Origin of the sequence: Halarcobacter anaerophilus (genome assembly GCF_006459125.1) — a bacterium.
In the GTDB taxonomy this organism is placed as follows: domain Bacteria; phylum Campylobacterota; class Campylobacteria; order Campylobacterales; family Arcobacteraceae; genus Halarcobacter; species Halarcobacter anaerophilus.
This window is the reverse complement of record NZ_CP041070.1, coordinates 2,885,785-2,910,336: the sequence shown is the minus strand read 5'-3', so window position 1 is coordinate 2,910,336 and position 24,552 is coordinate 2,885,785. Positions and strand designations below refer to the sequence as shown.

The following is a 24,552-nucleotide window of genomic DNA, read 5'->3' as shown; positions in this document are numbered from 1 at the left end:
AAACTCCTTCTTACTCTATTTTTTTAGTTTATCTGCTCTTGGGTAGATAAACACCGCTTTTCTTAAAACAGATACTTTTTGAGGTTCGTCTATAGCATAAGCTCTAATAGTAACTGTTATTGGTGTATCTTTTGTAACATCATTTACAAGAATTTTATCTGTTTGTAAAATTACCACTTTTTTAGACATTTTTTTAGGGTCTAATTTAAACGGTTTAAATCTTTTGATTTTAATATCAGGATGATCTACAATCTCTAAGGCATAAGTGTGTGTTTTAGAGTCTGTATTTTGGAAAAGGAATAAGAAGTTGTTTGTAACTACATTTCCCTCTTTTATTTTATAAAGCTGCGTTGTTTTATTTACGTTTAACAACATATGCTCTTTTTCTCCACCCATTACAAAAAGAAGTGCTAAAACAACTACAAGTGCAACAGTATACATAATAGTTGATTTTCTGAATACTTTTGTAGGTTCATCTTTTTCTATAGATCTTGTACTTGTCCATTGAACTAAAGACTCTTTTCCTAATTTTCCCATAACCGTAGTACATGCATCAACACACTCTAAACAGTTAATACACTCAAGTTGCATACCTTTTCTGATATCGATATGTGTAGGACAAACTGTTACACATGATTCACATGCAGTACATTCGTTTGTAGGATCAGGTAAATCTTTTTGTTTGAAGATAATTTTTTCTTTATGGTCGTCATATATATGACCTCCTCTTTTTGTAGAGTAGATTGCTTGATATGTGTCGTTATCATAAAGAACTGATTGAACTCTTGAATAAGGGCAAACATAAACACAGAAGTTCTCTTTCATAAAGATTACGTCATATACTAAAAACGCCGCAATAATTAAAACAAAACCGATTAAAAACCAGTGTTCAGCAGGATTTTGTAAATATGCGAAAAAATCTTCCGGAGGAACAAAATACCACATAAAGTCAGCTGCCGCAATTATTGCAAGAAGTGACCAAATAATAATAGCTATAACTCTTTTTGAAGCATTTTCCGGTTTTTTCCAGTCAGGCTCTTTTTGTTTGTTTTTAATTCTTCTTAAACCTAAAAGTTTAGTTTCGATTAAATCTCTGTATATAACCCTAAAAATTGTTTGGGGACATGACCATCCACACCAAGCTCTCCCTCCTATTGCAGTAATTGCAAAAATCCCTAAAAATAAGAGCATTAATAAAAATGGCATTAAATAAAGTTCTTGCATATCAAATGCAACACCTAACAAGTGAAGTTGTTTTTTATCAAATGATAATAAAAAAATATGATTCCCGTTAATCGTAATAAAAGGTATTGCCAATGATACTATTGTTGCAATAGCATAACCGTAATATCTTTTTATCCGATAAGGGGTTTTTTTTAAAGTTGCTGTTTTTCCTTCCATCTTTTTATCCTAAAGTTTTTCTTAATTGTATATAAATCTAACTTATAATTAACATAAATTATTATAAGAATGAATTATATATTATTTGTTAGCTTTTTATAAGCTTCAAGTTTTACAAAAATTTCATTTATGATGAGGTTTATATCAAAGTTATCGATGAAGTTGATTTTTGGATACTCTTCAATGATTGTTTCAAACTTTTTAATCATATCTTCAAAAGAATCGGCTTTTACTGTCGGTAATTTTAATTTTTTAATTAAGTTCTCATCATACTCTTTGTCGTCTCTTCTTAATAATACGGGACTACCTCCGCATTTGATTGATTCTATACAGGCATTTAACGATCCTGAAAGGAGGTATTTCGTACTTCTTATAGAGTCAATATAACTCTCTTCATTTAAAATTTCATTAAAATATTGAACTAATTTTTCTTCATTACCCAAGAAAAAATAGTGCCCCCATAATAAAGAAATATTTTGTTTTTCAGAATTTTCACATAATTTAAGAAGTCTATTGTCATAATCGTCATCACCAAAGAAAAACAGTTTTTCAATAGTATGTTTTTCCTGCTTTTTAAAAAAATCGTTATGGGTAATAGTATATGGAATATCTTCAGGAATTTTGTATAAAAGTGTACAAAAATCTTTCATATGTGTTTGCATAAAATCGCTTGCTTCATCCGTATCGTAGATTAAGATATCTCCTCTTTGCATGATATTTGGAAGATTTGATAAAACATCCACTGACACATATTTTTTAATACCAAGTTCTTCTTTTGCATAAACTCCTGCTCTAAAATCACAGGTACAAAGGATTGGATCACAATCTTTTTCTTGAAGAAGTTTTGCTATTGCCGCGCATCTTCTTGTTGCATCTAAACCTATTGCATGTCCGCTTTTTGCATAAAGATATACTTTCATTAACTATTTTCCCTAAACTTAAATTTTATTTTGATTATCCAATTTCGCGAATTTTATAATAAACTAGATTAAAGTTTGGATTTATGAATAAATCTAAAATATATTGATGAATTTTTTTTCATATTCCATTCATATGAAGTTCATTTATCCTTTGTAAACTTCTTAAAATTTTCAGGAGTTTGTATGGTTGATTTTTCTTTAAAAAGATTTGTCTCTTTTTTTAAATATTTCCTCTTTTTCTTCTACTTTTCTGCGGTTTATCATCTTTTATGTATAATCTTTAAGATAACGGGTACGGTAGGTTTAAGAGAGAGTTTTTATATGAGTTTTCTTTGGATGACTTTGGTTCTGCTTTTTAATAATAAAGCAAAAAAAGTAGCCGCTTTTATAGGTATTGTTTTATGGCTTGGTTCTTTGTTTAGTTTGGGGTATTTTGCTCTTTACGGACAAGAGTTTTCTCAAAGTGTTATTTTTATAATCTTTGAATCAAATCTTACGGAAAGCAGTGAGTTCTTAGAAACTTATTTTGTATGGTGGCTTATTCCTATGGTGCTTATTTACTCTTTTATTGCTTTTTATTTGTGGAAAAAGTTAGATGATGGGTTAGATATAAAGATTTATAAAAAATTAATTTTCGTACTTCTTTTTACTGCTATACCTTTTCATAAATTTATAGATAATTATATAGTCGGAAATAAGTCTTTAACTGATTCAAGTTATATTCAAATGAAAAGAATGGAAACGGCAACACCTTGGAATATAGCTTTTAGTTACGTTACATATAGAATTGATTTGGCAAATATGGAAAGACTTATACATGCAAATACAAATTTAAAACCTTTAAAGAATTTAAAAGATAAATATAAAGATGAAGATACAACACTGGTTTTAGTTATAGGAGAATCTACAAACAGAAATAGAATGAGTCTTTACGGATATAAAAGGGATACCACTCCTCAATTACAAAAGTTAAAAAAAGATTTAGTTCTTTTTGATAACGTATACTCTCCAAGACCTTATACAATCGAAGTTTTGCAACAGGCTTTAACGTTTGCAGATGAAGAAAATCCCGATTTGTACTTAGATAAACCGAATTTGATTAATATAATGAAACAAGCAGGTTACGAAACTTTTTGGATAACAAATCAGCAAACACAGACAAAAAGAAATACTATGCTTACTACTTTTTCTCAAATGTGCGATCATCAAGTTTATCTTAACAATAATAGAAAACAAAACAGTGCGGCATATGACGGTGCTGTTTTAAAACCTTTTGAAGATGTATTAAATAATGATATGCATAAAAAAAGATTTATTGTAGTTCATCTTTTAGGAACTCATAATAGATATAAATATAGATACCCCAAAGAGTTTGCTATTTTTGATAATAAAGGTGGGTTAGAAGGCTTAAATTCTGAACAGAAAACCCTTTATAATGAGTATGACAATGCAGTTTATTATAATGATTATGTAGTTTCAAAACTGATAGAAACAATTAAAAATCACAATGAAAGTAATATAGCAATGCTATATTTATCTGACCACGGAGAAGAGGTTTTTGATAATGTTTTTGAAAAAAGGTTGGGAAGAAATGAAAATAATCCTACAAAAGCAATGTATACAATTCCTTTTATGGTATACCAAAATGAAAAGTGGAAAAGTACAATCGGAAATAATATAGCTAAAAATGCAAACCATAGATTATACTCTTCTTCAAATCTGATTTATACTTTTTCAGATTTGGCGGGAATCTATTTTGATGATTTTGATGCTTCAAAAAGTATAATCAATAAAAATTTCTATCAATATTCCGTATATATTGGGGATCCTTACAGTAAAAATAAATTAAGGGATTTAACAAAAAAACCTTTTAAACAGCAAAGCTAAAAGAGATACTCTTTTAGCTTTATGATATAAAACTTATTTTTTATAAAATATTATGAAAACTCTATTAAAATAATATAACTATAAAATAGAGGAAAAAGATGAAAAGTATTTACATAATCAGCGATGTTCACGGAAGTTATAAAACTCTATTAGCTTTAATAGATAAACTGCCTGATAAAGAGAACTCTAAAATATGTTTTGTGGGAGATTTAGTTGATAGAGGCAGTGACTCCTTCTTGGTTATAAAATATATTATGGATAACAATTTAGATTGTGTTTTGGGAAATCATGAATTGATGTTTCTAAAATATGCTCCTTTATTAAAAAATGATAGACAAAATAGAGCTCTAGCCCAATGGTTGTTTAAAAATGGCGGAGAAGAAACTATAAAATCGTATAAAAACGAAGAAGAGTTTTATTCTCAACTTGAGTTTATTAAAAGTCTGCCTCTGTATAAAGAGTATAAGGATATAAAAACCCAAGATGGAAGATACTTGGTTGTTTCTCACTCTTGCGTGGGAAAAGTTTGGAAGCTTAGAGATAGCAAAAATAAAGAGGAAATAGAAGCTTTTGAGAATCATGTGTTATGGAGCAGATATATGAATTTTGATAATAAAGATATATTTAACGTATATGGTCATACAATAGTCTCAGAGCCTGATATTGCGGATTATTATGCCGATATAGATTTAGGATGTTATAACAAAGATAAAATCCCTAATCCAAGATTATGTGCTTTGGAGTTTCCTAGTATGAAAGTTTTTACTCAAAGGAATATTGAGTAAGTTATTAGGGAGTGTTAAAAATTCTGTGTCAATCTGATAAAATAATATCAAGGATTGACAATGAAAAAAGAAACAGAGTTTGATTTTAATGAAGCAGTTCAACAACTTTTAGCTGGTAAAAAAATAAGTGGGAAAGATGGTGTACTTGCTCCCTTAGTAAAACAATTAGTGGAAGCTGCATTAGAAGCAGAAGTAGAATCTCATATAAAAGATGATGTATTATCAGGAAATAAGAATAGGAAAAATGGTAAAACATCTAAAACAATAAAATCAACAGATGGAACATTTGAACTAAATACACCAAGAGATAGAGCAGGATCTTTTGAACCACAACTAGTAAAGAAAAATCAAACAACAATTTCAAATGAAATAGAAGAAAGAATAATTTCAATGTATGGCTTAGGATTAAGCTATAGAGATATAATTAAACATATTGAAGAGATATATAGAGTAGAATTATCAACTGCAACAATAAGTGCAATTACGGATAAGATTATTGATAAAGTAAAAGCATGGCAAAGTAGACCATTAGAAACAATTTATCCTTTTGTATGGTTAGATGCAATCCATTATAAAATCAAGGATGGTGGTAAATATGTGTCAAAAGCAGTTTATACTGTTTTAGGACTTCGTTTAGATGGTAAAAAAGAGATACTTGGACTTTATCTAAGTGAGAGTGAAGGTGCAAACTTCTGGCTTAGTGTTTTAAGTGATTTAAACAACAGAGGATTGCAAGATATACTTATTGCAAGTGTAGATGGTTTAAAAGGCTTCCCTGAAGCAATAAAAACAATATTTCCAAAAACAGAAGTACAACTATGTATTATTCATCAAATTAGAAATTCAATGAAATATGTTGCTTCTAAAAACCATAAAGAATTTATGAAAGATTTAAAACCTGTTTATCAAGCAGTATCAAAAGAGATAGCAGAAGACGAACTTCTAAAACTTGATGAGAAATGGGGTAAAAAATATCCTATTGTACTTCAATCTTGGCATAATAAATGGGAAAATCTATCTGTTTATTTTAAGTATCCACCTGAAATTAGAAAAGTGATTTATACGACCAATATTATTGAGTCTGTTCATAGACAATTTAGGAAACTAACAAAAACAAAAGGAGCATTTCCAAATGAAAATTCTTTATTAAAATTATTATATATGGGGATACAAAATGCAAGTGAAAAATGGACAATGCCAGTTAGAAACTGGAATCTAACTCTCTCTCAGTTAGCAATATTTTTCGAGGGAAGGTTAGATGATTTTTTAGAGGTGTAACTTTAGTTACAATTAGTTACTTGACACAGATTTTTAAACAGTCTCTTAACTATAAACTTCCACTCTATTTCTTCCGTTTTCTTTTGCCCTATAGAGTGCTTCATCTGCTTTGATGGTCATTTTATCTATATCAAATTTTTCTTCGAAACTGCAAACACCCAAACTAATAGTAACTCTTTTTTCATAAGTGCTGTATTGATGGTTTGCTACTGCTTTATTTAACTCTTTTGCTAATGATACAGCACCGTCTTGAGTTGTATGGGGAGTTATTACCATAAACTCTTCTCCTCCCCATCTTCCTAAAATATCAGTCTTTCTTATAGTCTTTTTTAAAACTTTTGAAGTTTCAATTAAAACATCATCGCCGATTTTATGTCCATAGTTATCATTTACTTTTTTAAAAAAATCAATATCCATTAAAATTAGAGAAAAAGGCGTATTGTACCTTTTTGCCAATTCATATTGCTCTTTTAAAACCTTATCTATTTTAACTCTATTATATAAGCTTGTTAATTTATCGGTAATTGAAAGTTTTAAAAGTTCTTCATTTTTTTTCTTTAACTGTTTTGTTCTCTCTATTACTTTCTTTTCTAGCGAGTGTTGGTAAGAGTGTATAGCTTGGGACATTTCATACATTGAATTTGAGAGCTCTGCTACTTCCAGTACCGATGTTTCGACTATTTTTATATCTTTAAACTCTCTTTTCTCTACTTTTCTACTTTGTTTTGTAAGAATATCAATAGGTTTAACAATAATTCTTGATGAGTAGATTACCAAAGGAATTAAGAAGAGAATACTTAATAAAAAAATTATCATTATTTCATATGTCTGTTTTTTATAAAAAGAGATTAACTGCTCATATTGGGAAAAGAAAGCTAAATATTCATTTTTGTTAACAGTATTTATTTGAACTACATATTTTATCCCGTCTATATTTACAGTTGTAGGCTTAAAAAGACTCTCTTTGTTTTCAATTTCTGATAAAAACTTTTCTAATTTTTCACTTTTTTTTAAAGAAGATATGATGTTCATATTCTTATCAAGTAAAAATGCATTGCTGTAACTGTTTTTAATATGTTTTTCAAAAAGCTTGCGTATATCATAGATAAGTACATCTATTCCTACAACTGTACTGCTCTTTGCAACTCTTTTTGCATAAGTTATCCCCTTTGATGGAATATTAGAGAATTTATAGGGATCAGTTTTGATAATATTGTTACTTACCAGTGCTTTTTTATACCAAGGTCTAGTATTTGATTTATAATCTGTTTTTTCAAAATAACTTTTTGTCTCTTCTAAATCTTTGTTAAGCAGAACAATTTTTTTTAAGGCAGAGTCTTTAGAATCAATTCTTATAAAAAGCCATTTATCAGTGACTTTTGCATTATAGAGATCTCTTAGGGTATTATGTATATCTAAATTAATCAATTCATAAAAACCGTTATTTTTAAAACCTGAATATACTGCATATAAATTTGAGTTATTCTCTAAAATATCTTTATAAAGTTTTAAACTAGGTTCACTTATATTATTTAGTAAAAGTATTATATTTTCATTGATTTTATCCATACTTTTTATAGATCTATTTATATCACTGCTTAGACCTTCAAGTTTTATATTAATACTTTCATAAGAGAGTTTTTTTGCAAAATATAAAATCTGGATAATAAAGATAATCCCCATAATAATTGTAATTAAAAAGAAAATGGAGAGAACGGTTGTTTTAAGAGATATCTTTTTCTTTGCATTAAAATTCAATTTTACCATTACTTTAGCCTTAAAAAATAAATTGCCTAAAATAATAATATAAACTAGTGACTAAGTAGTGAACCTCTAATTTCTTTGTTTTAATTTATAACCTTGCGAGAATACATTTTCAATGGCTTCAAAGGGCAGTTTCTTTCTGATTTTTTTTACTAAAGTTTTAATACTTTCTATGGAAACATTTTCATCGCAACTCCAAATATTTTCTATAATTTCATCATAAGTAAAAACTCTGTCTAAAGAGGATGATAATAAAGAGATAAACTCTTTTTCTTTTGTTGTAAGATAGACTTCTGTACTAAAATACATTAGTTTCTCTTTTTTTATATCCCAATAATAGTTATTTGATAAATCGATTATTTTAAGGGGTTCCACAGAATAAAGCAGTAGTTCATCTATTGTTTTTTGTAGTGTTTTTTGCAGTTGTGCTCTTGTAACGGGTTTGATTAAATATTGAGATAGTTTTAGTTCAGTAGCTTCCAACAAATAGTTTTTATCACTATGGGCAGTAAGCATAATAACTTTTGTTTGGAAATCTTTTTCTCTGATTTTTTTAACTAATTCTAAGCCGCTTATATGAGGTAGTTTTATATCTACAATCATAATATCGGGTTTCTTATCATTATAAATTTTATATCCTTCATAAGAGTCTTTTGCCGAATATACCTCTTTAAATAAAAGTTTCAAATATGATAAATAGTTCTCTCTTATTATATCTTCATCATCAATAAATAAAATAGTATAAGGGTATTTATTTTGATCCATCTTTATTTCCTTTGGGCAGTTCAATCTGAAAAGTAGCTCCATCTTTATGATTAAAAGCTCTTAGTTTTCCATTTAAAACTTCTTCGGTTATAGATTTTGCCATATATAAGCCTAATCCAACACCTTGTGATTTATCTTTTGTAGTAAAATAGGGCTCAAAAATAGTTTCTGTCAATTTTGGATCAATTCCCAAGGCATTGTCACATATATTTAAAAGAACGGTTTGCTCTTTTTCTATTATTTCTATTTTTACGCCGGGATTTTTTATACTATTTTTAATAAGTGCATCTTTTGCATTATTTAAAATAATCACAATAACATGCTCTAATTCTCTTACAAAAGTTTCAATCATCAGATCAGATTTTATTTTATGGTTGAATTCAATTTTATGTAAAATAAAGTGACTTTTTACGATGTTGAAAGATTGGATAACAACTTCATTTATATCTATTATCACTCTCTCTTTTTTGGGATTGAAAAAGTTTTGAAAATCATTAATTACATTTCCCATATAAGTTGTCATAGTCTCTATTTCATTAAGTTTATTAGCTATATTTTCATCATCAATATCTAATTGGGTACATCGAATATCAATCATTAAAACGCTTGAGTTAATTTGTGCCAAGGGCTGTTTCCATTGATGGGCAATATTTTCAATCATCTCTCCCATTTGGGCAAAACGATTTTGACGTAATAATAAAACTTGCTTTTTTAATCTCTTTTTATTTTCCTCTTTTAAATATAGATTAAAATAGAAAAAAATAGCAACTAAAGCAAGAGAGAAAAATAAAAATTGAATTAGAAGTTTATAATCTTTATTACTCTTTTTAGTATTATATTTATTGTAAATATTTTCAATGTCTTTTGGACTGATAGATAAAATAACTTTTTGAATGATAGAAAACAGTATTTCATTGTTTTTATCTACCCCAAGGGAATACTTAATTTTAAAAGGAAGCTCTTTACTTGTACTTAGGTATTGGAAGTTTCTTTTTTTTACATTATGTGAAATAATACTTTGGGTATCTATTAATCCAAATATCTCATTTTTATTGATTCTATCAAAAGCTTCGGAGATAGAGTCAAGTTTCGTGATATTTAGCTTTGCGATATTCTCTTGTAAGACATCTTCCGTAAAATGATTTTTAATAATGGCAAAGGGTTTATTAATAGAGAAAATATCCAAAGGATTTTCCTTGTTAGAAGCTTTTTGTAAAAGAACTAAAGATTCAGATAAGTAAGGAGAAGTATGTTTTAAAAATTGTTCGGACTCAACACTTCTTTGAATAAAAGCCACTATATCACATCTTTTGTTTTTTATACTATCGTAGATCTCTTTTTTGGTATCTATTTTTATTATGCTAAAAGGCAAATCTATTTTTTTAAAAAAAAGATTTAGATACTCTTTTGTCATACTTTTTATTTCTTTATCTTTAATCCATTGGGAACTAACACACACTTTTATTTTATTTAAAGAGCTGAGGTACTTTGACTCATCTTTTGATAGAGTGAGATTTAAATTATTTGAAAAACCGTATATATAAAAGAATAAAACTAAAAATAGAACTCTCATTTAATTTTGTCTTTTATACCTAAGATGGGCAGATATTATAAACATAAATATAAAAAGAGTGCAAAAGAGGGCTATATAAGGAGATAAAACCATAAATTTCGTAGAATATAAAAACTCAATTGCATAAGCCATTGTTGAAGCATTTAATGCCCTTAGTAAAAAAACTATAGAGACTATTATAAAATAGATGGATGCAATCGTATTGATAGTTTTAAGTTTTTTTAAACTATCTATCCAAAAAATATAGCTTAAAGCAATAGAATAAGATATTGAAAATAGAGAGAAAATTATTATTCTCATTTGTAAATCATAATAGATATAACTGAATATATAGAAACCGAAAAGAACCAGAAAAATAGGGATTAAATAACGATTCCTCCATTTGCAGCTTAATCCTAAAAGAGCACGCGCTCCAATATATAAAAATATATACCCTAAAACAAGAATCGTAACTCCTATAACAATTGATAAAAAATCTGAAATCTCATTTCTTAAAGTTGTCAAGGCTAAGCCTATAAAATAACAGATACAAAAATACAGAAAAAAGTTAATAGCTTTTTCACTTTTATAGACTATTTTTAATATTAAATTAAATAGTGTAAAAAGTATTAAAGAAGATAAAACAATATATATAATTAAGCTATTTGCAATCAAAACTCACCTTTTTTTTAGAGAATAATTTACATGATATAAGAAATAATAATATATGTTTAATAAAAAAGGGGTGAATTTAATTGAAAGTTTAGAGGTACCGTTTGGACTGTTATAAGATACATTAGTTAATGAGGATGTTTTATATTTTTGAGATTATTATTTTATCTCTAACTCATTAAAATAATAATTAAGTATATTATTGGTATTATATTTTAAAGAAATAATCTAAAAGTGGATTTAAATGTTTGAAGATTTTAAAATAAAAAAAGCAAGTGATATCAGCTATAATGATTTAGAAAATATAGTATCTCAATTTTTGGTAAAAGTGATTTAGAATATTTTTTAAATATTCATTCATCTGAAGAAGTATCATATAAATTAAATGAAAATAGTCATTACACTAAAGAATATTGGCTAAAAGAATATGAATATGGAAATATATTTATTCTTAAATATAATACTAGACATCCAGCCTTAACTTATACAAATGATGGTTATAAGATTATTCGTTCAAATAATCATTTTTTTAATAGAAGTTTAGAATGGCTTATTCAATCACTTAGACCTACTACAGCTCCTGTGCCAAGAGTTCAGATTAAAAAAGTAGTTGAAGAAATTTATGAACCAATTGTAGAAAAAGAAACTAAGAAGGAAACGGTAAAAGTAGATGATAAATTTGTTGGTTTAATTATTAGAGATGACTTACAAAAAATTCACCTTCTTACAGAAAAAGATATAAAAAAATATAAAATACAAAAAAGGAATCCTATAACTAGAGCTTTACAAAATCAACATCCAATGATTCAAGGATCAGGTTCAATCTTTGCTGGATTATATGGATTTGGAGATTGGGCAGCTAGAATTTCAGGTTTTAGAGATTGGCAATTAGATAATATTGACGACATAGAACAAGACATTGCTACAGATGAAACAAAATATACTTTAAAACTTATAAAGTATATCCTTTCTAATGAGAATGATTCTTTTGAAATATTTGCTAAATCTGTTAAAAAATATATCGAAAAAAATCCAGAATATGTTACTAGTAGATTTTTAACTGGTTATGGAATTACCAAATTAACTGGTACAAGAATAATACCTTATACATCAATTGTTGGTCAAATTACTTTTTCAGCAAAAGAGATTGATCAATTTGCAAGAAATATTATATTGGGGAAATAAAAATGAAAAAAAAACATTTAAAAATACACTTGCTTTAATTTTTCAAAGATATATTATTATCGATAATAAAAAATATAGGCTACCTTATTATATAAAAATCCCTAAAGAATTATTAAACTTTATTTATGGAATGGGGGGATTTTTAATGGTTGGTGGTTCAATTAGTATGTTTTTTCAATCTTTAAATATAAAACCAAACTTATGGATAGTTGTTCCCTTAACTATTTTTATTGCATTGTTAATTAATTTTTTAATTGTTTATTTCTCGCCATTAGTTGAAGTAAAAGAAAAAATCAATGAATGAAAAAATAAAGTATACATTAGCTTTAACTTTCAAAGAGAAAATCAATATAGATGGATATTTTTATACATTACCTATAGTTACAAAACTTTTAAAGACAATTGTCAATGTTTTATTTGTTATGGGAGGCTTTTTATCTCTTGGAGCGATTATAAGTATTTTAACCCAAAAGTTCGATTTTACAATACCTTTTTGGTTGTTGATACTATTTCTATTATTAATACTCTTGAGTGTGAATTTTTTTATTACTTATATCTCACGTTGAGATAAAAGAGTCATAATAAAAAAACTAATAGAACTAAGTAGTAGTAAAATATCTATAAAAAATTGTGAGCATATTAATAATTTAAAAAATCTGAAATTTTCAGATTTTTTAACTAAATATCTCGATTCTATGTCATCAGAAAAACATAATGTGATAGAATTTATAAATTTAACTTGTGGCTCTAGAAAAGAGAATGAGTATTCTATTTATTATGGCGGGGAAGCAGAGTGGAATAAAGGATGGAGTGATATATTGTTTTTTGAGTATGCTAAAGCAACAAAAACAATTAATCAAAATAGTTTTGAATATTTTTATCAGTAATAGTAAAGTGTTTTACTTTTCCAAATCTATTGAAAATATAGCAATTAAAATTTAACATTGTATCTTAATCTAAGAATAGCATTTAATTTAAAACTAGAAAATTGACCTTTTAAAGTTTGCATAAAATCAAGGGTCAAATTTCTAGTTGAAGTAGGCATTTAAATTCTCACTAACTAATGTATATTCTCATTAATTAGTGTGTTTTACATCTCATGTCATAATCAAAAAAAAATGATAATAACAAAACTACATTTAAATCCCCATATAGTATATGATAGTTCATAATTTGATTTTTTTAATTAATTAAATATAGTAAATAAAAAATGATAATGAGATTTAGGTTTATTAAATTAAGAAAATAGTTTATTAAAAATTTTCTTGCTTTAAAATTAATTTAGTATAATACCCAAAGAGGATAAAATGAACAAAATTTCAAACTTTATATATGATAGTGCATATCAAAATGTAGACTTAAAAACTAAAATTGAAGATACAAAATCTATTCTAAGAGAATATTATATAAATGACTCACGACCTTTATGTGTGGCATTTAGTGGAGGTAAGGATAGTACAGCGTTGGTCTTTCTTATGATAAGTCTTTTATTAGAGTTACAAAAAGAAAATAAATTAGAGAAGACGACTCATATAGTAAATTCAAATACACTAGCAGAGTTGCCACCTTTGTTAGAACATTTAGAAACCTCATTAAAATCGATTCAAACATATGCAAATACTAAAAATTTAAATATTAAAGTACATGAAGTAGTCCCTGAAGATAAACATACATTAAATGTACAGTTACTTGGAGTAGGAATGCCTCCTCCCTCAATGAACTTTAGATGGTGTACTACAAAATTAAAAGTTTGGCCAATTGAAAAAAAACTTAAAGAGCTTTTCCCTGATGGTAAATTCATTTCAGTTGTAGGTTCAAGAAGAGATGAAAGTTCAGATAGAAAAAAAAGGATTATTAGACAATCAAAAGTAAATTCTCATCTTAAAATTAATGATAGATTTACAAATGCAGATAATTTATACCCTATAGAGTTTTGGAATACAAAAAATATTTGGGAATATATTTTAGATCAAGATAGTGAAATTATTGATACAAATTTTTTATGGTCATTATATAGTGATGCAAGTAGTAAAAATGCACATGAGTGTTCTTTCGTTGGTGCTGGAGGGAAGCATATAGATGAAGGTAAAATAGGTTGTGGGCAGTCTAGGTTTGGTTGTTGGCAATGCTATGTTGTTAGAGATAATGACAAAAGTTTAGATGGATTACTTAAAAGTGGTTATTCTGATATGGATTTATATAAAGATTATAGAGAACTTTATTGGAATTTTTCTCAAAAAGGTTGGGAAAACACAAGGGATGTATATTCTCATAGAACTCAACAACGTGAGTTTTTTGAAGATAAGCCTGAAAGAGTTGGAATGACGAAACCAAAAGGTGTAATGCTTAAAATTCGTATGAGGTTTTTTGAAGAATTATTAAAATTAAATGCAAAATTGTCATATGAAATAATTACATTAAATGAAATAAAATTAATTCAAGAAAGATGGTTATATGAAGGAGATTTAGAATTAAAGGCATTTAAACTTGCAAGAAAATTTGGATTTGATATAACTCATTCAATGAAAAAAGAACTTTTAAAAAATAGAAGAAGTGCATTAGAATTTTATAATAATTATTTAAATAAAAAAGAATTAAGAGATATTTTTGCAATACTTACACTAAAAAGATTTGCTATTCAACATATTATAAATAAAGAAAAAATAACTAATAAATTTTTCCCTACGAAAGATATAGAAAAGCATATAAGAAAAGAGTGGAAAAAACTAAAGACAATAAAAAAAGATATAAAAGATTACAATATAATTGATTATTTAAATAAATAATTTACTAATATATTACTTGACTTTAAGTTATATAATTTTAGAATATATGTACTAAGTATATTTAGGAGTATATAATAATGTCAAGTGAAGAATTCAATAATAAGATAATAATTCCCATATATGATTCAACTAATGCTAATAGTAGTTTTGAAAAAAATAACTTAATTCAAAAAAAGTCTTATATTAAAATTGAGCACTTAATAGAAAGAAGTTTGAACACATTAGAAAAAAATGACTATACTTGCAAAGAAAGATTTCATGAATCTATAACTGTTTTAGGAGCAAGAGGAAGTGGTAAAACAAGTTTTCTATTAAATTTAGAAAATTATTTGGATAAAAAAATATCAGATAAAACTTCTTTTCTAAAAATACTTGATCCTACATTATTTGAATCAAAACAGCATGTTTTACTCACAATTATTTCTATTATCATTAAAAAAGTAGAAGAACTAAAAGAAAAAAAAGAGGTAGAAGAAGCTTTATTTGATAATTATAAAAATTCATTAAATAATCTAGCTGAAGGTATTCATTTACTTGATGGCGTTGATTCTGAGGTAAGTCATAAATCAATATGGGAAGATTCAAGAATTAATTTTAATAAGGGTATTAAATCATCAAAAAGTGGAATAGAATTTGAGGAAGATTTTAAAGAATTTATTGAAATGACATTAAAATATATTAAAAAAGAAATGATTGTATTAATTTTTGATGATATAGATACAAATATAGAAAAAGGATGGCCAGTATTAGAAGTGATAAGAAAATATCTCACATCTCTTAGATTACAAGTTGTAGTATCTGGTGACTGGAATTTATTTAGTACATTAGTTAGAGTTAAACAATTCAAAAACTTAAATGGGATTAATAAAATTGAAGATAAACAAAAATACTTAAAAACAATAGAAATTTTGGAAGAACAATATTTAACAAAAATATTAAAACCAGAAAATAGGATAATGTTACAAGGATTAGATTCTATATGTAGAAATACAAATATTTATGTTATTGAAGACAAAAACTCTTTAAATCAAAAAGAATTAAAAAATAATAGTTTATTAATAAATATATACAAAGATATGATTAAAGAATTATTAAAAACAGAGAAAACAGATATATCTGATAATTTTATAAAGCTATTTCTAACATTACCATTAAGATCTAATATTCAATTACTATTTACTTATTTTAAATCAAAAGAAAAAACAGAAAATATAAATGATGAATTTGTTGATGAAGTAGGAAAACAATATTTAACACAATTATCAAGATATGATGTAACGTTTAGTGATTTCTGGGAATTTAAAGAAGACACAGCTGTATATTATTATATTAAAAAATCATTAGAAATAGTTTCAAATAATCCTGAACTTGATATAAATCTTTTTTTTAATCTTTCAAATTTAAAACCTATAGAAGATACTGATAGAAATATATTATTTTTTATTTTAAGAAGTTTTATCAGCATATTAATAAATAAAAGAATCGATATAGCCTTAGAATGGATGTTTAAAGTAGAGCTTTTTAATCTAGTTAGAAATGCAGATGAAGAATTCTATGAATTTAATAAACCATTGAAAAAGAAAAAAGATTATATCATGGATAATTTAAACTATTTAGGACATGGTGTACAAACAAATTTATATGAATTTATGATAAGACTAAATGGATTTTTAAATTATCAAGACTTAGAGAAAAAGGACAATAGAGTAGATTATGTTCCTGGCTTCATTAAGGTTTATAAAGATAAAAGTAAAAAGAAAGAAAAAAGTTATCAATATTTTTTAGGCAAAGTTAGTGAATTAGAAGATAAAGATAGTTATTTAATACTATCTTCTATAATGTTTAACAGTATAAATTTAAAAAGAAACTCTCAATCAGATTTATATGGGAGTATCTATTTTATAATTGCTTTTATAGGAGAATTAATTAAGGGTACAAAGCTACATAAAAGTGTTAAAGATACTTTAAAAAATCAAATAGGATTGAGTATGATTAGACCTTATGCGGATAATAATATTCATGATATAATTGATGCAAATTATCCTTTTGAAAATGGATTAGAAAAATCTCAATTAGTTAATTCTTTAGAGGCATGGTTATCTAAATTAGATATTGTAAAATCATTTCCAATAGAGACACTAAATAATACTATGAAAGAATTCTTTTATCAAGATGATAAAATGGATGTAGTTGAAAATTTTGGAGATTATATTACTCTTCAAATATTTTATTTTTTGAATTCTTTGCTAAATGCAGAAGTAAAAAATATGCAAAAGTATAATATGAAAAGTACTGTTGTAAAAAGAATAAATAAAGTAGATTCAGCTAAAAGAATTTTAGATGATAATATAAATAAATATAAACTTAAATTTGATTTAGAAAATTTAAGTTTATTTGAATTTTTTTATATTTGTCCTATATGGGAGTTTTTAATAAAATTACATTCTAATAGTAGATTTTATAATAAAGAAGTAGAACAAAAACCTACAAGAAATCAAGGAATTACTTCTCAAAGTCTTTTTGCTCTTATGGAAGAAGATGATGAAGATGATAAAGAAGAAGTAATATATCAAGAAGTAGATAATAAATTTTTAGAATTATTAAAAGGATTAAAAGCACATAAAATAAAACAATCTAATACAGATCCTGATGAAGATATAATTTTAAATACTGAAGAGAATAGTAACTTTAATAAATCATTAGAACATGATTCAGAGACTTATTTAAAATTAATATTAGAGAATGAAGAAAAACTTAAAAAATATACTGTTGATTCTGATGAAATAAGTGATGAATATTTAAATCAATATAAATCTATAATAAGGAACTATTATAGTAGTACCATAAGTTTTAGAGGTAAAAAATTGGAAGAATTAAAAAATGCAATTCAAAAATTTTCAAAAATAGAAAATCAAAATGTTCAAGATACTGAAGAATAGAAATCTTATTCCTCATATTAAGTATATATCTTATAATCGGTTTTGGCAAAACTATATATATAATGAGTATTTTGATGAAGAAAACAAGGACTTTATAAATAGTGTGCGGGAATGTTTTTCTTTTTTACCAGAGTATGTATATGAACCTTATTTGCATAGTTTCAAAGATGAAAGTAGTCTTTCAATTATTATTAAAAAGATTTCGGAGAATTTTTTAGACTTTGATACTCTTAACCAGAAAGTAGTAGTAAAGAAGGATATGATGGAAGAGTGGCAAGCTTTTATTAGTATGTGTAGTGCAATTCCTTTTGTTGCAAAAATATACTTTAACAATAAAGAATCCTTTGATAATTCAAAACTAATTAATATTTATTCTATATTACCTATCTCTCAAGTCATTGATGATAAATGTATTGAAAACTTATCAAATATTGTAGACTTACATATACATATTAATGGTACATCAGAGAGTTTCTATAGTTGGGAAAAAGCTTTATCAAATCCTAAGCAGTTCATTGATTCTTATACCACTAAAAGAAATAACAGTTTAGAAAAACTTTTGTTGCAAGATAATGTAAGTATAGATGAATTTTTTATCATGTTAGAGTTATCGAAGTATGTTAGAGGTCTTATTAAATATATTTTAAAAAATAACTTGAAAGAAATAAATATAGAATTTAATAATTTTAAGGAATCCATTTATAAAAATAAACACTTAATAAGTGATGATGATATTAATAATAAGGGTTATTATAATGAATTAATCATGTGGTTTGAAATTTTTAATATAGATGAAAAATATGTAACAGGTGAATTTAAAAGACTACTGCATTTTTATTTACTTGCACAATCTCAATTTGAAAGAATCTTAATTCAACAAACAAAACAAAATGGATTTAGACAATTTCTATATATCAGCGATAATAATATAAGGGATAGCTATGAAGATGAAGGATATAAAGATAGGTTTAGACAATTAAAGCATTTCAATGATGGAAAAAGAATTAATTTAGAAATAAGAATTACCCCTAAAGGGTTTAGTAAAAAATTTGAGTCAATCATAAATGCTTATAACCAATTAACTACTCCCACAGATTCTGAAATTGCTGAAATTAATAAAGATAACTTTAAAGTATCTGTAGTTTGTCATTTTATAAAATTAGAAGAAGATGCATATTATAAAAAAGAGACCTATGTAAATATTGAAAGATATGCTAAAACAAAAGCTTTTACAGAAAAAAATATGCTACAACTTTTAGGTGAAGTAACATCTTTATTAAATACAACTGTCGAATTAGAATATGATTTTTCAAAATATTTTGTAGGAATTGATGCAGCAGGTAATGAGATGTATGCACCTCCTGAAGCATTTGCTTATTATTTTAGATTATTCCGAAATAGATTAGAGGAATATAATAAAAAAATTGGTATCACTTTTCATGCAGGAGAAGACTTTGTACATTTAATTTCTGGTATTCGATATATCTATGAAGTATATGAGTTTCTAGATTATGAACCTGGAGATAGGGTAGGTCATGCTAATGCATTGGGCTTAGACTCTAAAGTATGGAGAAAAAAGTTAAATAATAGAATAAGAATGAAACAAGGTGAATGGTTAGATAACTTAATATTTTTTGCAGTAAAAACGAAAACTACAGATGACATTGTTCTAAAGAAAATAAAAGAACTTTGGGAAAACGTATATTCTGATTTTTCTAATTTTAAAATTGAAGAAATATTAGAGATTGGATTTTTAGCATATTCTTTTAGAAAATATAGATATGTAGAAATTAAAAACAATGAAGTTGTACTCAAAATTGATAAAGATAAGAAGGCAAAGGCTTTAAAAATTTATTATATGTATTTGTATGAGACGTATAATACTTATGATAAATATATAGACGTTACATTAGAAGAAAAGTTTGATCAATATATTTCTAGTTTACAAAAAATGATTTTAAGAGAAATGGCGCATAAAGATGTAATTATTGAATCAATGATATCGAGCAATGTAAGAATTTGTTTCTATGATAAATATAAACAACATCATATAAGAAAATGGTTAGATAAAAAACATAATATGCCTCTTATTACATTAGCAAGTGACGACCCAGGTATTTTTAATAATAATATATTTGTTGAATATTCGCATCTCTATGAAATGGTTGACTATGATAAAGATAAATTTCTAGAGTATGTCAAGGTGCTTCAAAAAAATGGTGAAATAGCTAGATTTAAATAGGGCTTAGAATGAAAGTTTATGAAAAAGTATATTTGATTTTACAGGAGTTAGGTGGAAGAGCCTCTGAAGGTAATATTGTAGATAAGTATATTGAGATGTTTCCTGATTATGATGAAGCTTATACTAAAACAAAGACCTCTTCTAAGTCTAAAATAAGAGGTACTATTAATGCTGAAATAGTTAGAAATAGTTTACATAAAAATATTAAACTAGATAAAAGTAAGCAACCTTATGAATATTATATTGATATGGACACTATTCATAAGTATATAATAGTTCAACCAATTGGGAAAACTAATACTATTAAAGGTTTCATCACTAATAATTCTGAACGATGGGCAGAAAGTAGAGAATATCAAAAAAAATGGTTACAGTCATTACATTCTACAGTTTTATTTACAAAAGATAAAAAAGTTTTTGCCAAAGGGTTGATTACAAAGCTTGCAGTAAGTGACGATGATGAGTATCCACTTGATTATTATTATGATTTGCGATTAGTTGATTATATTGAATACGATAAAATAATTGAATATTCAGAACATAAACAAGGTATATTTAGACACTATGAGCTGTTAGAAAAAGAAAAAAGTGATAGAATATTTAAATATATTAATTTAGTAGAACAAGAAGTTTATCTAGATGATATTGGAGCAGATGAGAGGTTCCAACATACTTTAAATGATATTGTTGCAATTCCTTCTACTAAACCAATATTTGCTAAAAACCCCATAGAACAAAATGGTAGAAGAATCTTCCCAAGAAACTTAGGATACGCAAAAGCAGCTATAGAAAGGGCTGCCTATAAATGTGAAATTAATCAAGATCACAAAAGTTTTATTTCAAACTCTTCACAAAAACAGTATGTAGAAGCTCATCATTTTATACCTTTAAAGTTTCAAGATGATTTTCTTTATAGTCTAGATGTCCCTGCTAATATAGTTTCTTTATGTCCTAATTGTCATAGGTTAATTCATTTTGCTTCTTTTAACGAGAAAAAGAAGATACTTCTACACCTTTTTAATAAGAGAAAAGATTTTTTACAAAAGTATAAAATTCCTATTACTGAAGAAGAATTATATGAAATTTATAATTCATAAAACTTTTTATAGCAAATTATAAAAGTTAAAACTATTATTTATAGATGTTAAATATTTCTTTAAAAACTTGAGAGTTCTTTTATCTTTTCAAACCACTGTTTTATTTCATTAAAAGCATTTAATTCATCTAAATGTTGTTTTGATATTTTTTTAGATATTTTTCCACTCAAAATACTTTTTATTGCTTTTTCATCTTTTATATTTTCAATTTTATTTTTAATTAAATTAGCAATGTCTAATGTATCCCATTCTTTATCCTTTATATTAGAAATATCTATATTAAATTCATGTTCTATGAGATCTTTATGAACATAATTTTCTAATTCTCTTTTTTGTGTCATAAAACAAAATGATTTATCATCTCGACTTTTAACTTGTTGACATTGTTTTAGATACTTGTTTTCGTCTTTTCCTGAACCTTTATCACTGTCATATATATGTAGTTCAACAATATTAGTCCCAGATAGATTATGTTCCTCTACAAATTTAATTAAGTTACCTCCAACCAAATCAATAAAATCTATATTTGGGCTTCTTTCTATATCAATAATATTTTTTAGTTCAGGTATATTTTTATTGATGTTTTTTAAAAAACTTATATCCGTTCTTCCTTCTACACAAATCAAAAGTTTATTCCTTAAATATACTGGTTTGTCAAATAAAGTAAGTGTACTTGGTAATTCTTTTTTTAATGTCTCTTTATAATAATTTGGTATGATAGAAAATAATTCATCTACTTTAGAATAATAATGTATTTGATTGTAACCATAGAATAAGACTTGATAATGAAATATATCTATCTCTTGTTGTATGAATTTATCAATTTCTCTCTGAAAATCATTTAAGATATAAGTGAATTTTTCAACTTTATATTGATCTTGTTCATATGCTTTAAAATAGGAACTTAACATATTAAAGAGATATAGAGGATTGTTGGTATTCGTAAATAAAGTTCTTAAAAGTTTATATGTTTTGATTGGTTCCTGCTCAAAAAAAACTAATGCTTTAATAAACATTGTATATTCTCGAAATTGTTGAAGTTTTGAACGTTCTTCATAATAGTCTGTATTAAAAATTTTTTGAGTCTCTAATTTATTTATTTCTGTCAATTTTTTTTGTTGGGATAGTTTTTGATTTCGATATATTGCTAAAAGATTTTTCTTGCATTTGACATATTTCAATCCTGCTTGGTTTTTATTCTTTTCATTTTTTGTAGATAGGTATTCTTCATATGTTTCAATTAATTGATGAGCAAATGAATCTAAATTATGATTAAAAGCTAAAAGTATCGTTTCTTCAATATCTGGTAGCCAAAAAAAACTATGCCGATTATTTAGTAAAGGTTTAAATCTATCATAAATTTTATGTTTTCTAGTTTCAATAAATGTATAAGTATAAAGTTGTAAAATTTGTTTTATTTCTGAGCAATTAAAAAAAGTATTTATAAATTTATCAAATAACCCATCCTGAATAAAATTTAAACTTCTGAAAAATTGAGATTGTAGAGTATTATTGTGAAAAGAATGAAAAATACCGTATTTTTCTTTTATTCCAAAGGATATTGATAAGTTGATAATATATTCCTGTAAGTACTTATCATTCACATTTTGCAGATATATATTTAAAAGAATGGTGAAATAATATTCGACTACTTTAAGTATATGACTCCTTGTGTCTTTATTAATCATGGATTGAATCTCTTTGATATTAAGTAAATTTAACCAAATTGATTTAGAATTACTTAGATGATAGAATAGAGAAAAGTTTATTTTTGATAGATATACATCTTTTAAATAAAAACTTTTTTCATTTAAGCAATTAGTAAAATGTCTTTTTAAATTCAATTCTACTGCACTTGTTACTATTGAAATTAAATCATTGTACTTTTTATCAAATATTTTTTCTTTTAGAACCAATTTCTCTAAATACCAAGACATTAAAAAATAATCTTTAATGATCAGAGTATCGCTTGATTTAAGTAGTGACTCTTGTTTATGAATTAAGTTACCAATTACTTTATCAAAATAAAATTCTTGCTCATATTGCCATTGAATATAAAAAAATTCAAGTTTACTTAATATATACTCTAATACTAATATGTATTGGTTTTCTGATTCATATTTAAATGCATAAAAAGCCAAATAATTTAAAATATTAAAAATAGATTCTTTTTCAAAACTAGTATGATTATAGTGGCTAAAATATAAATCAATAATTTGTTTTATAATTGATTCTTGACATTTTTGGATATAGTTATGTTTATTAAGATTAGTATTTGACTTTATATTTTTCTCAATTAAGTTCAATAAACCAAATTGAGAATATATAGGATGGGTTAATAAATAAACATTTAATTTAATATTAAAATTATTTAAAAGCTCATTTATTATAATAGAATCGTTTTGACATTTTTCTAAGATTTCAATAATTCTATTGGGAGAATGCTCTTTGTTTAAGTTGAATTTTTCATTTTCAATAATAATATGAAGTAGACTTTTAGTAAAATTTGAACCAAAATTATGTAAATAATTATTTGCTTCTTCTATAGTAAGCCATTGATACATTTCAAATATATCATTAAACTTTTCAGGAATCTTTTTTTTGTCCAAAGATATAAATTGGGGGAACATAGTATCTTCTTTAGTATTTATATTTGTAAGTTCCTGAAAAACTTTTTGATGGTTAGATTGATTTTCTATAATGTATTTTGTTGCTTCATTTAGAAAATAATCTTTTATATTTTCATTTTTAAATGATATCCCAAACCAATGTTGTTTATTGTCAGACTGAGCAGTTTTATTTATTAAGATATTAGCAAATTCCTTAAAAGAAGTGTCCCTATTAGAATGAAATAAATTATCAAATAATTCACTAGAAATTTCTGTGATTTCATAAGCTGGATAGATTAACTTTTCATTTTTAATAGAAATGCCATAGTATTCTTGTTCTGTAATATATTTTTTATTAAAGTTTTCAATTTTATGTTTTATATTATCGGAGGTTAAATTTAATAAAATATTAACAAAATCAAGATTTTTTGAGTCTTTAAATATATATTCCTCTTGTGAAACTAGATCTTTGTTCTCATAAAGTTTTAGCTTCTTTTCTAGGTCAATTGCAAGTTCGGTTAGTTCATATTTATTATAATGCATTTTATCAACTTTTATTTTTGATTATTGTAGAAGAATTTTTATTAAAGTTATCATAGAATACAATAAATATTTATTAAATGATAATACGCAGAATAATTTCTAAATATAGATTAAAGCTTCTTTGCTA

18 protein-coding genes are annotated in these 24,552 nt (G+C 25.5%); 11 read left to right on the top strand and 7 right to left on the bottom strand.

The annotated features are described in order from the left end of the window. Window positions 1–15: 15 nt before the first annotated feature. Together ccoG and AANAER_RS14335 are read right to left on the bottom strand one after the other, a co-directional pair. Window positions 16–1,401: a cytochrome c oxidase accessory protein CcoG gene (gene ccoG / locus AANAER_RS14340; RefSeq protein ID WP_129083040.1), complete on the bottom strand. Its 1,386-nt coding sequence runs from the start codon at window positions 1,399–1,401 to the stop codon at window positions 16–18. A 74-nt stretch (window positions 1,402–1,475) separates the two neighbouring features. Then, on the bottom strand, window positions 1,476–2,321 hold the full coding sequence (locus AANAER_RS14335) for a hypothetical protein (RefSeq protein ID WP_129083039.1): 846 nt from the start codon (window positions 2,319–2,321) through the stop codon (window positions 1,476–1,478). A gap of 183 nt (window positions 2,322–2,504) precedes the next feature. Here AANAER_RS14335 and cptA point away from each other — a divergent pair, with 183 nt between their 5' ends. The 3 genes from cptA to AANAER_RS14320 all read left to right on the top strand — a co-directional run bounded on the left by cptA (window position 2,505) and on the right by AANAER_RS14320 (window position 6,271). Then, window positions 2,505–4,208: a phosphoethanolamine transferase CptA gene (gene cptA / locus AANAER_RS14330; protein ID WP_129083038.1), complete on the top strand. Its 1,704-nt coding sequence runs from the start codon at window positions 2,505–2,507 to the stop codon at window positions 4,206–4,208. Between the two features lie 98 nt (window positions 4,209–4,306). After that, window positions 4,307–4,993: a metallophosphoesterase gene (locus tag AANAER_RS14325; protein WP_129083037.1), complete on the top strand. Its 687-nt coding sequence runs from the start codon at window positions 4,307–4,309 to the stop codon at window positions 4,991–4,993. Between the two features lie 60 nt (window positions 4,994–5,053). Continuing rightward, the gene (locus AANAER_RS14320) at window positions 5,054–6,271 is read left to right on the top strand and encodes an IS256 family transposase (RefSeq protein ID WP_129083082.1); all 1,218 of its coding nucleotides are present in this window, start codon (window positions 5,054–5,056) and stop codon (window positions 6,269–6,271) included. Between the two features lie 45 nt (window positions 6,272–6,316). On the opposite strand, the gene AANAER_RS14315 is transcribed toward AANAER_RS14320, so the two are convergent. The 4 genes from AANAER_RS14315 to AANAER_RS14300 all read right to left on the bottom strand — a co-directional run bounded on the left by AANAER_RS14315 (window position 6,317) and on the right by AANAER_RS14300 (window position 11,027). After that, on the bottom strand, window positions 6,317–8,038 hold the full coding sequence (locus AANAER_RS14315) for a sensor domain-containing diguanylate cyclase (RefSeq protein ID WP_129083010.1): 1,722 nt from the start codon (window positions 8,036–8,038) through the stop codon (window positions 6,317–6,319). Window positions 8,039–8,104: 66 nt separating this feature from the next. Beyond that, window positions 8,105–8,800, bottom strand: a complete 696-nt coding sequence (locus AANAER_RS14310) for a response regulator transcription factor (protein WP_129083011.1) — start codon at window positions 8,798–8,800, stop codon at window positions 8,105–8,107. Then, window positions 8,787–10,373 carry an ATP-binding protein gene (locus AANAER_RS14305; RefSeq protein WP_129083012.1) on the bottom strand — a complete coding sequence of 529 codons (1,587 nt, stop codon included), beginning with the start codon at window positions 10,371–10,373 and terminating at the stop codon, window positions 8,787–8,789. Before AANAER_RS14305 ends, AANAER_RS14310 begins: the two co-directional genes overlap by 14 nt. After that, a complete protein-coding gene (locus AANAER_RS14300; RefSeq protein WP_129083013.1) occupies window positions 10,374–11,027 on the bottom strand; it encodes a hypothetical protein in 654 nt (217 codons plus the stop codon). 579 nt (window positions 11,028–11,606) lie between these two features. On the opposite strand from AANAER_RS14300, the gene AANAER_RS14295 reads away from it, so the two are divergent. The 8 genes from AANAER_RS14295 to AANAER_RS14260 all read left to right on the top strand — a co-directional run bounded on the left by AANAER_RS14295 (window position 11,607) and on the right by AANAER_RS14260 (window position 21,273). Next, the gene (locus AANAER_RS14295) at window positions 11,607–12,209 is read left to right on the top strand and encodes a hypothetical protein (RefSeq protein ID WP_129083014.1); all 603 of its coding nucleotides are present in this window, start codon (window positions 11,607–11,609) and stop codon (window positions 12,207–12,209) included. Then, complete coding sequence (locus AANAER_RS14290) at window positions 12,181–12,513, top strand: hypothetical protein (RefSeq protein WP_129083015.1); 333 nt, start codon at window positions 12,181–12,183, stop codon at window positions 12,511–12,513. The genes AANAER_RS14295 and AANAER_RS14290 overlap by 29 nt, the downstream gene beginning before the upstream one ends. Then, the gene (locus AANAER_RS14285) at window positions 12,506–12,775 is read left to right on the top strand and encodes a hypothetical protein (protein WP_140544130.1); all 270 of its coding nucleotides are present in this window, start codon (window positions 12,506–12,508) and stop codon (window positions 12,773–12,775) included. The genes AANAER_RS14290 and AANAER_RS14285 overlap by 8 nt, the downstream gene beginning before the upstream one ends. 129 nt (window positions 12,776–12,904) lie before the next feature. Continuing rightward, window positions 12,905–13,096: a hypothetical protein gene (locus tag AANAER_RS14280; protein WP_140544126.1), complete on the top strand. Its 192-nt coding sequence runs from the start codon at window positions 12,905–12,907 to the stop codon at window positions 13,094–13,096. 420 nt (window positions 13,097–13,516) lie between these two features. Further along, window positions 13,517–14,995 carry a phosphoadenosine phosphosulfate reductase domain-containing protein gene (locus AANAER_RS14275; RefSeq protein ID WP_129083016.1) on the top strand — a complete coding sequence of 493 codons (1,479 nt, stop codon included), beginning with the start codon at window positions 13,517–13,519 and terminating at the stop codon, window positions 14,993–14,995. Window positions 14,996–15,207: 212 nt separating this feature from the next. Then, on the top strand, window positions 15,208–17,934 hold the full coding sequence (locus tag AANAER_RS14270) for a hypothetical protein (RefSeq protein WP_164969378.1): 2,727 nt from the start codon (window positions 15,208–15,210) through the stop codon (window positions 17,932–17,934). After that, window positions 17,912–20,176 carry an amidohydrolase family protein gene (locus AANAER_RS14265; protein WP_129083018.1) on the top strand — a complete coding sequence of 755 codons (2,265 nt, stop codon included), beginning with the start codon at window positions 17,912–17,914 and terminating at the stop codon, window positions 20,174–20,176. Before AANAER_RS14270 ends, AANAER_RS14265 begins: the two co-directional genes overlap by 23 nt. 8 nt (window positions 20,177–20,184) lie before the next feature. Beyond that, window positions 20,185–21,273 (top strand): HNH endonuclease, encoded by a 1,089-nt coding sequence (locus tag AANAER_RS14260; protein ID WP_129083019.1) that lies wholly within the window; start codon window positions 20,185–20,187, stop codon window positions 21,271–21,273. Between the two features lie 59 nt (window positions 21,274–21,332). On the opposite strand, the gene AANAER_RS14255 is transcribed toward AANAER_RS14260, so the two are convergent. Next, window positions 21,333–24,425 (bottom strand): hypothetical protein, encoded by a 3,093-nt coding sequence (locus AANAER_RS14255; RefSeq protein WP_129083020.1) that lies wholly within the window; start codon window positions 24,423–24,425, stop codon window positions 21,333–21,335. Window positions 24,426–24,552 lie beyond the last annotated feature (127 nt).

Bases quoted from the DNA above. Each gene is read 5' to 3' on its own strand.
- ccoG (WP_129083040.1), bottom strand. From the start codon at position 1,401: ATGGAAGGAAAAACAGCAACTTTAAAAAAAACCCCTTATCGGATAAAA.
- AANAER_RS14335 (WP_129083039.1), bottom strand. From the start codon at position 2,321: ATGAAAGTATATCTTTATGCAAAAAGCGGACATGCAATAGGTTTAGAT.
- cptA (WP_129083038.1), top strand. From the start codon at position 2,505: ATGGTTGATTTTTCTTTAAAAAGATTTGTCTCTTTTTTTAAATATTTC.
- AANAER_RS14325 (WP_129083037.1), top strand. From the start codon at position 4,307: ATGAAAAGTATTTACATAATCAGCGATGTTCACGGAAGTTATAAAACT.
- AANAER_RS14320 (WP_129083082.1), top strand. From the start codon at position 5,054: ATGAAAAAAGAAACAGAGTTTGATTTTAATGAAGCAGTTCAACAACTT.
- AANAER_RS14315 (WP_129083010.1), bottom strand. From the start codon at position 8,038: ATGGTAAAATTGAATTTTAATGCAAAGAAAAAGATATCTCTTAAAACA.
- AANAER_RS14310 (WP_129083011.1), bottom strand. From the start codon at position 8,800: ATGGATCAAAATAAATACCCTTATACTATTTTATTTATTGATGATGAA.
- AANAER_RS14305 (WP_129083012.1), bottom strand. From the start codon at position 10,373: ATGAGAGTTCTATTTTTAGTTTTATTCTTTTATATATACGGTTTTTCA.
- AANAER_RS14285 (WP_140544130.1), top strand. From the start codon at position 12,506: ATGAATGAAAAAATAAAGTATACATTAGCTTTAACTTTCAAAGAGAAA.
- AANAER_RS14280 (WP_140544126.1), top strand. From the start codon at position 12,905: ATGTCATCAGAAAAACATAATGTGATAGAATTTATAAATTTAACTTGT.
- AANAER_RS14275 (WP_129083016.1), top strand. From the start codon at position 13,517: ATGAACAAAATTTCAAACTTTATATATGATAGTGCATATCAAAATGTA.
- AANAER_RS14265 (WP_129083018.1), top strand. From the start codon at position 17,912: ATGTTCAAGATACTGAAGAATAGAAATCTTATTCCTCATATTAAGTAT.
- AANAER_RS14260 (WP_129083019.1), top strand. From the start codon at position 20,185: ATGAAAGTTTATGAAAAAGTATATTTGATTTTACAGGAGTTAGGTGGA.
- AANAER_RS14255 (WP_129083020.1), bottom strand. From the start codon at position 24,425: ATGCATTATAATAAATATGAACTAACCGAACTTGCAATTGACCTAGAA.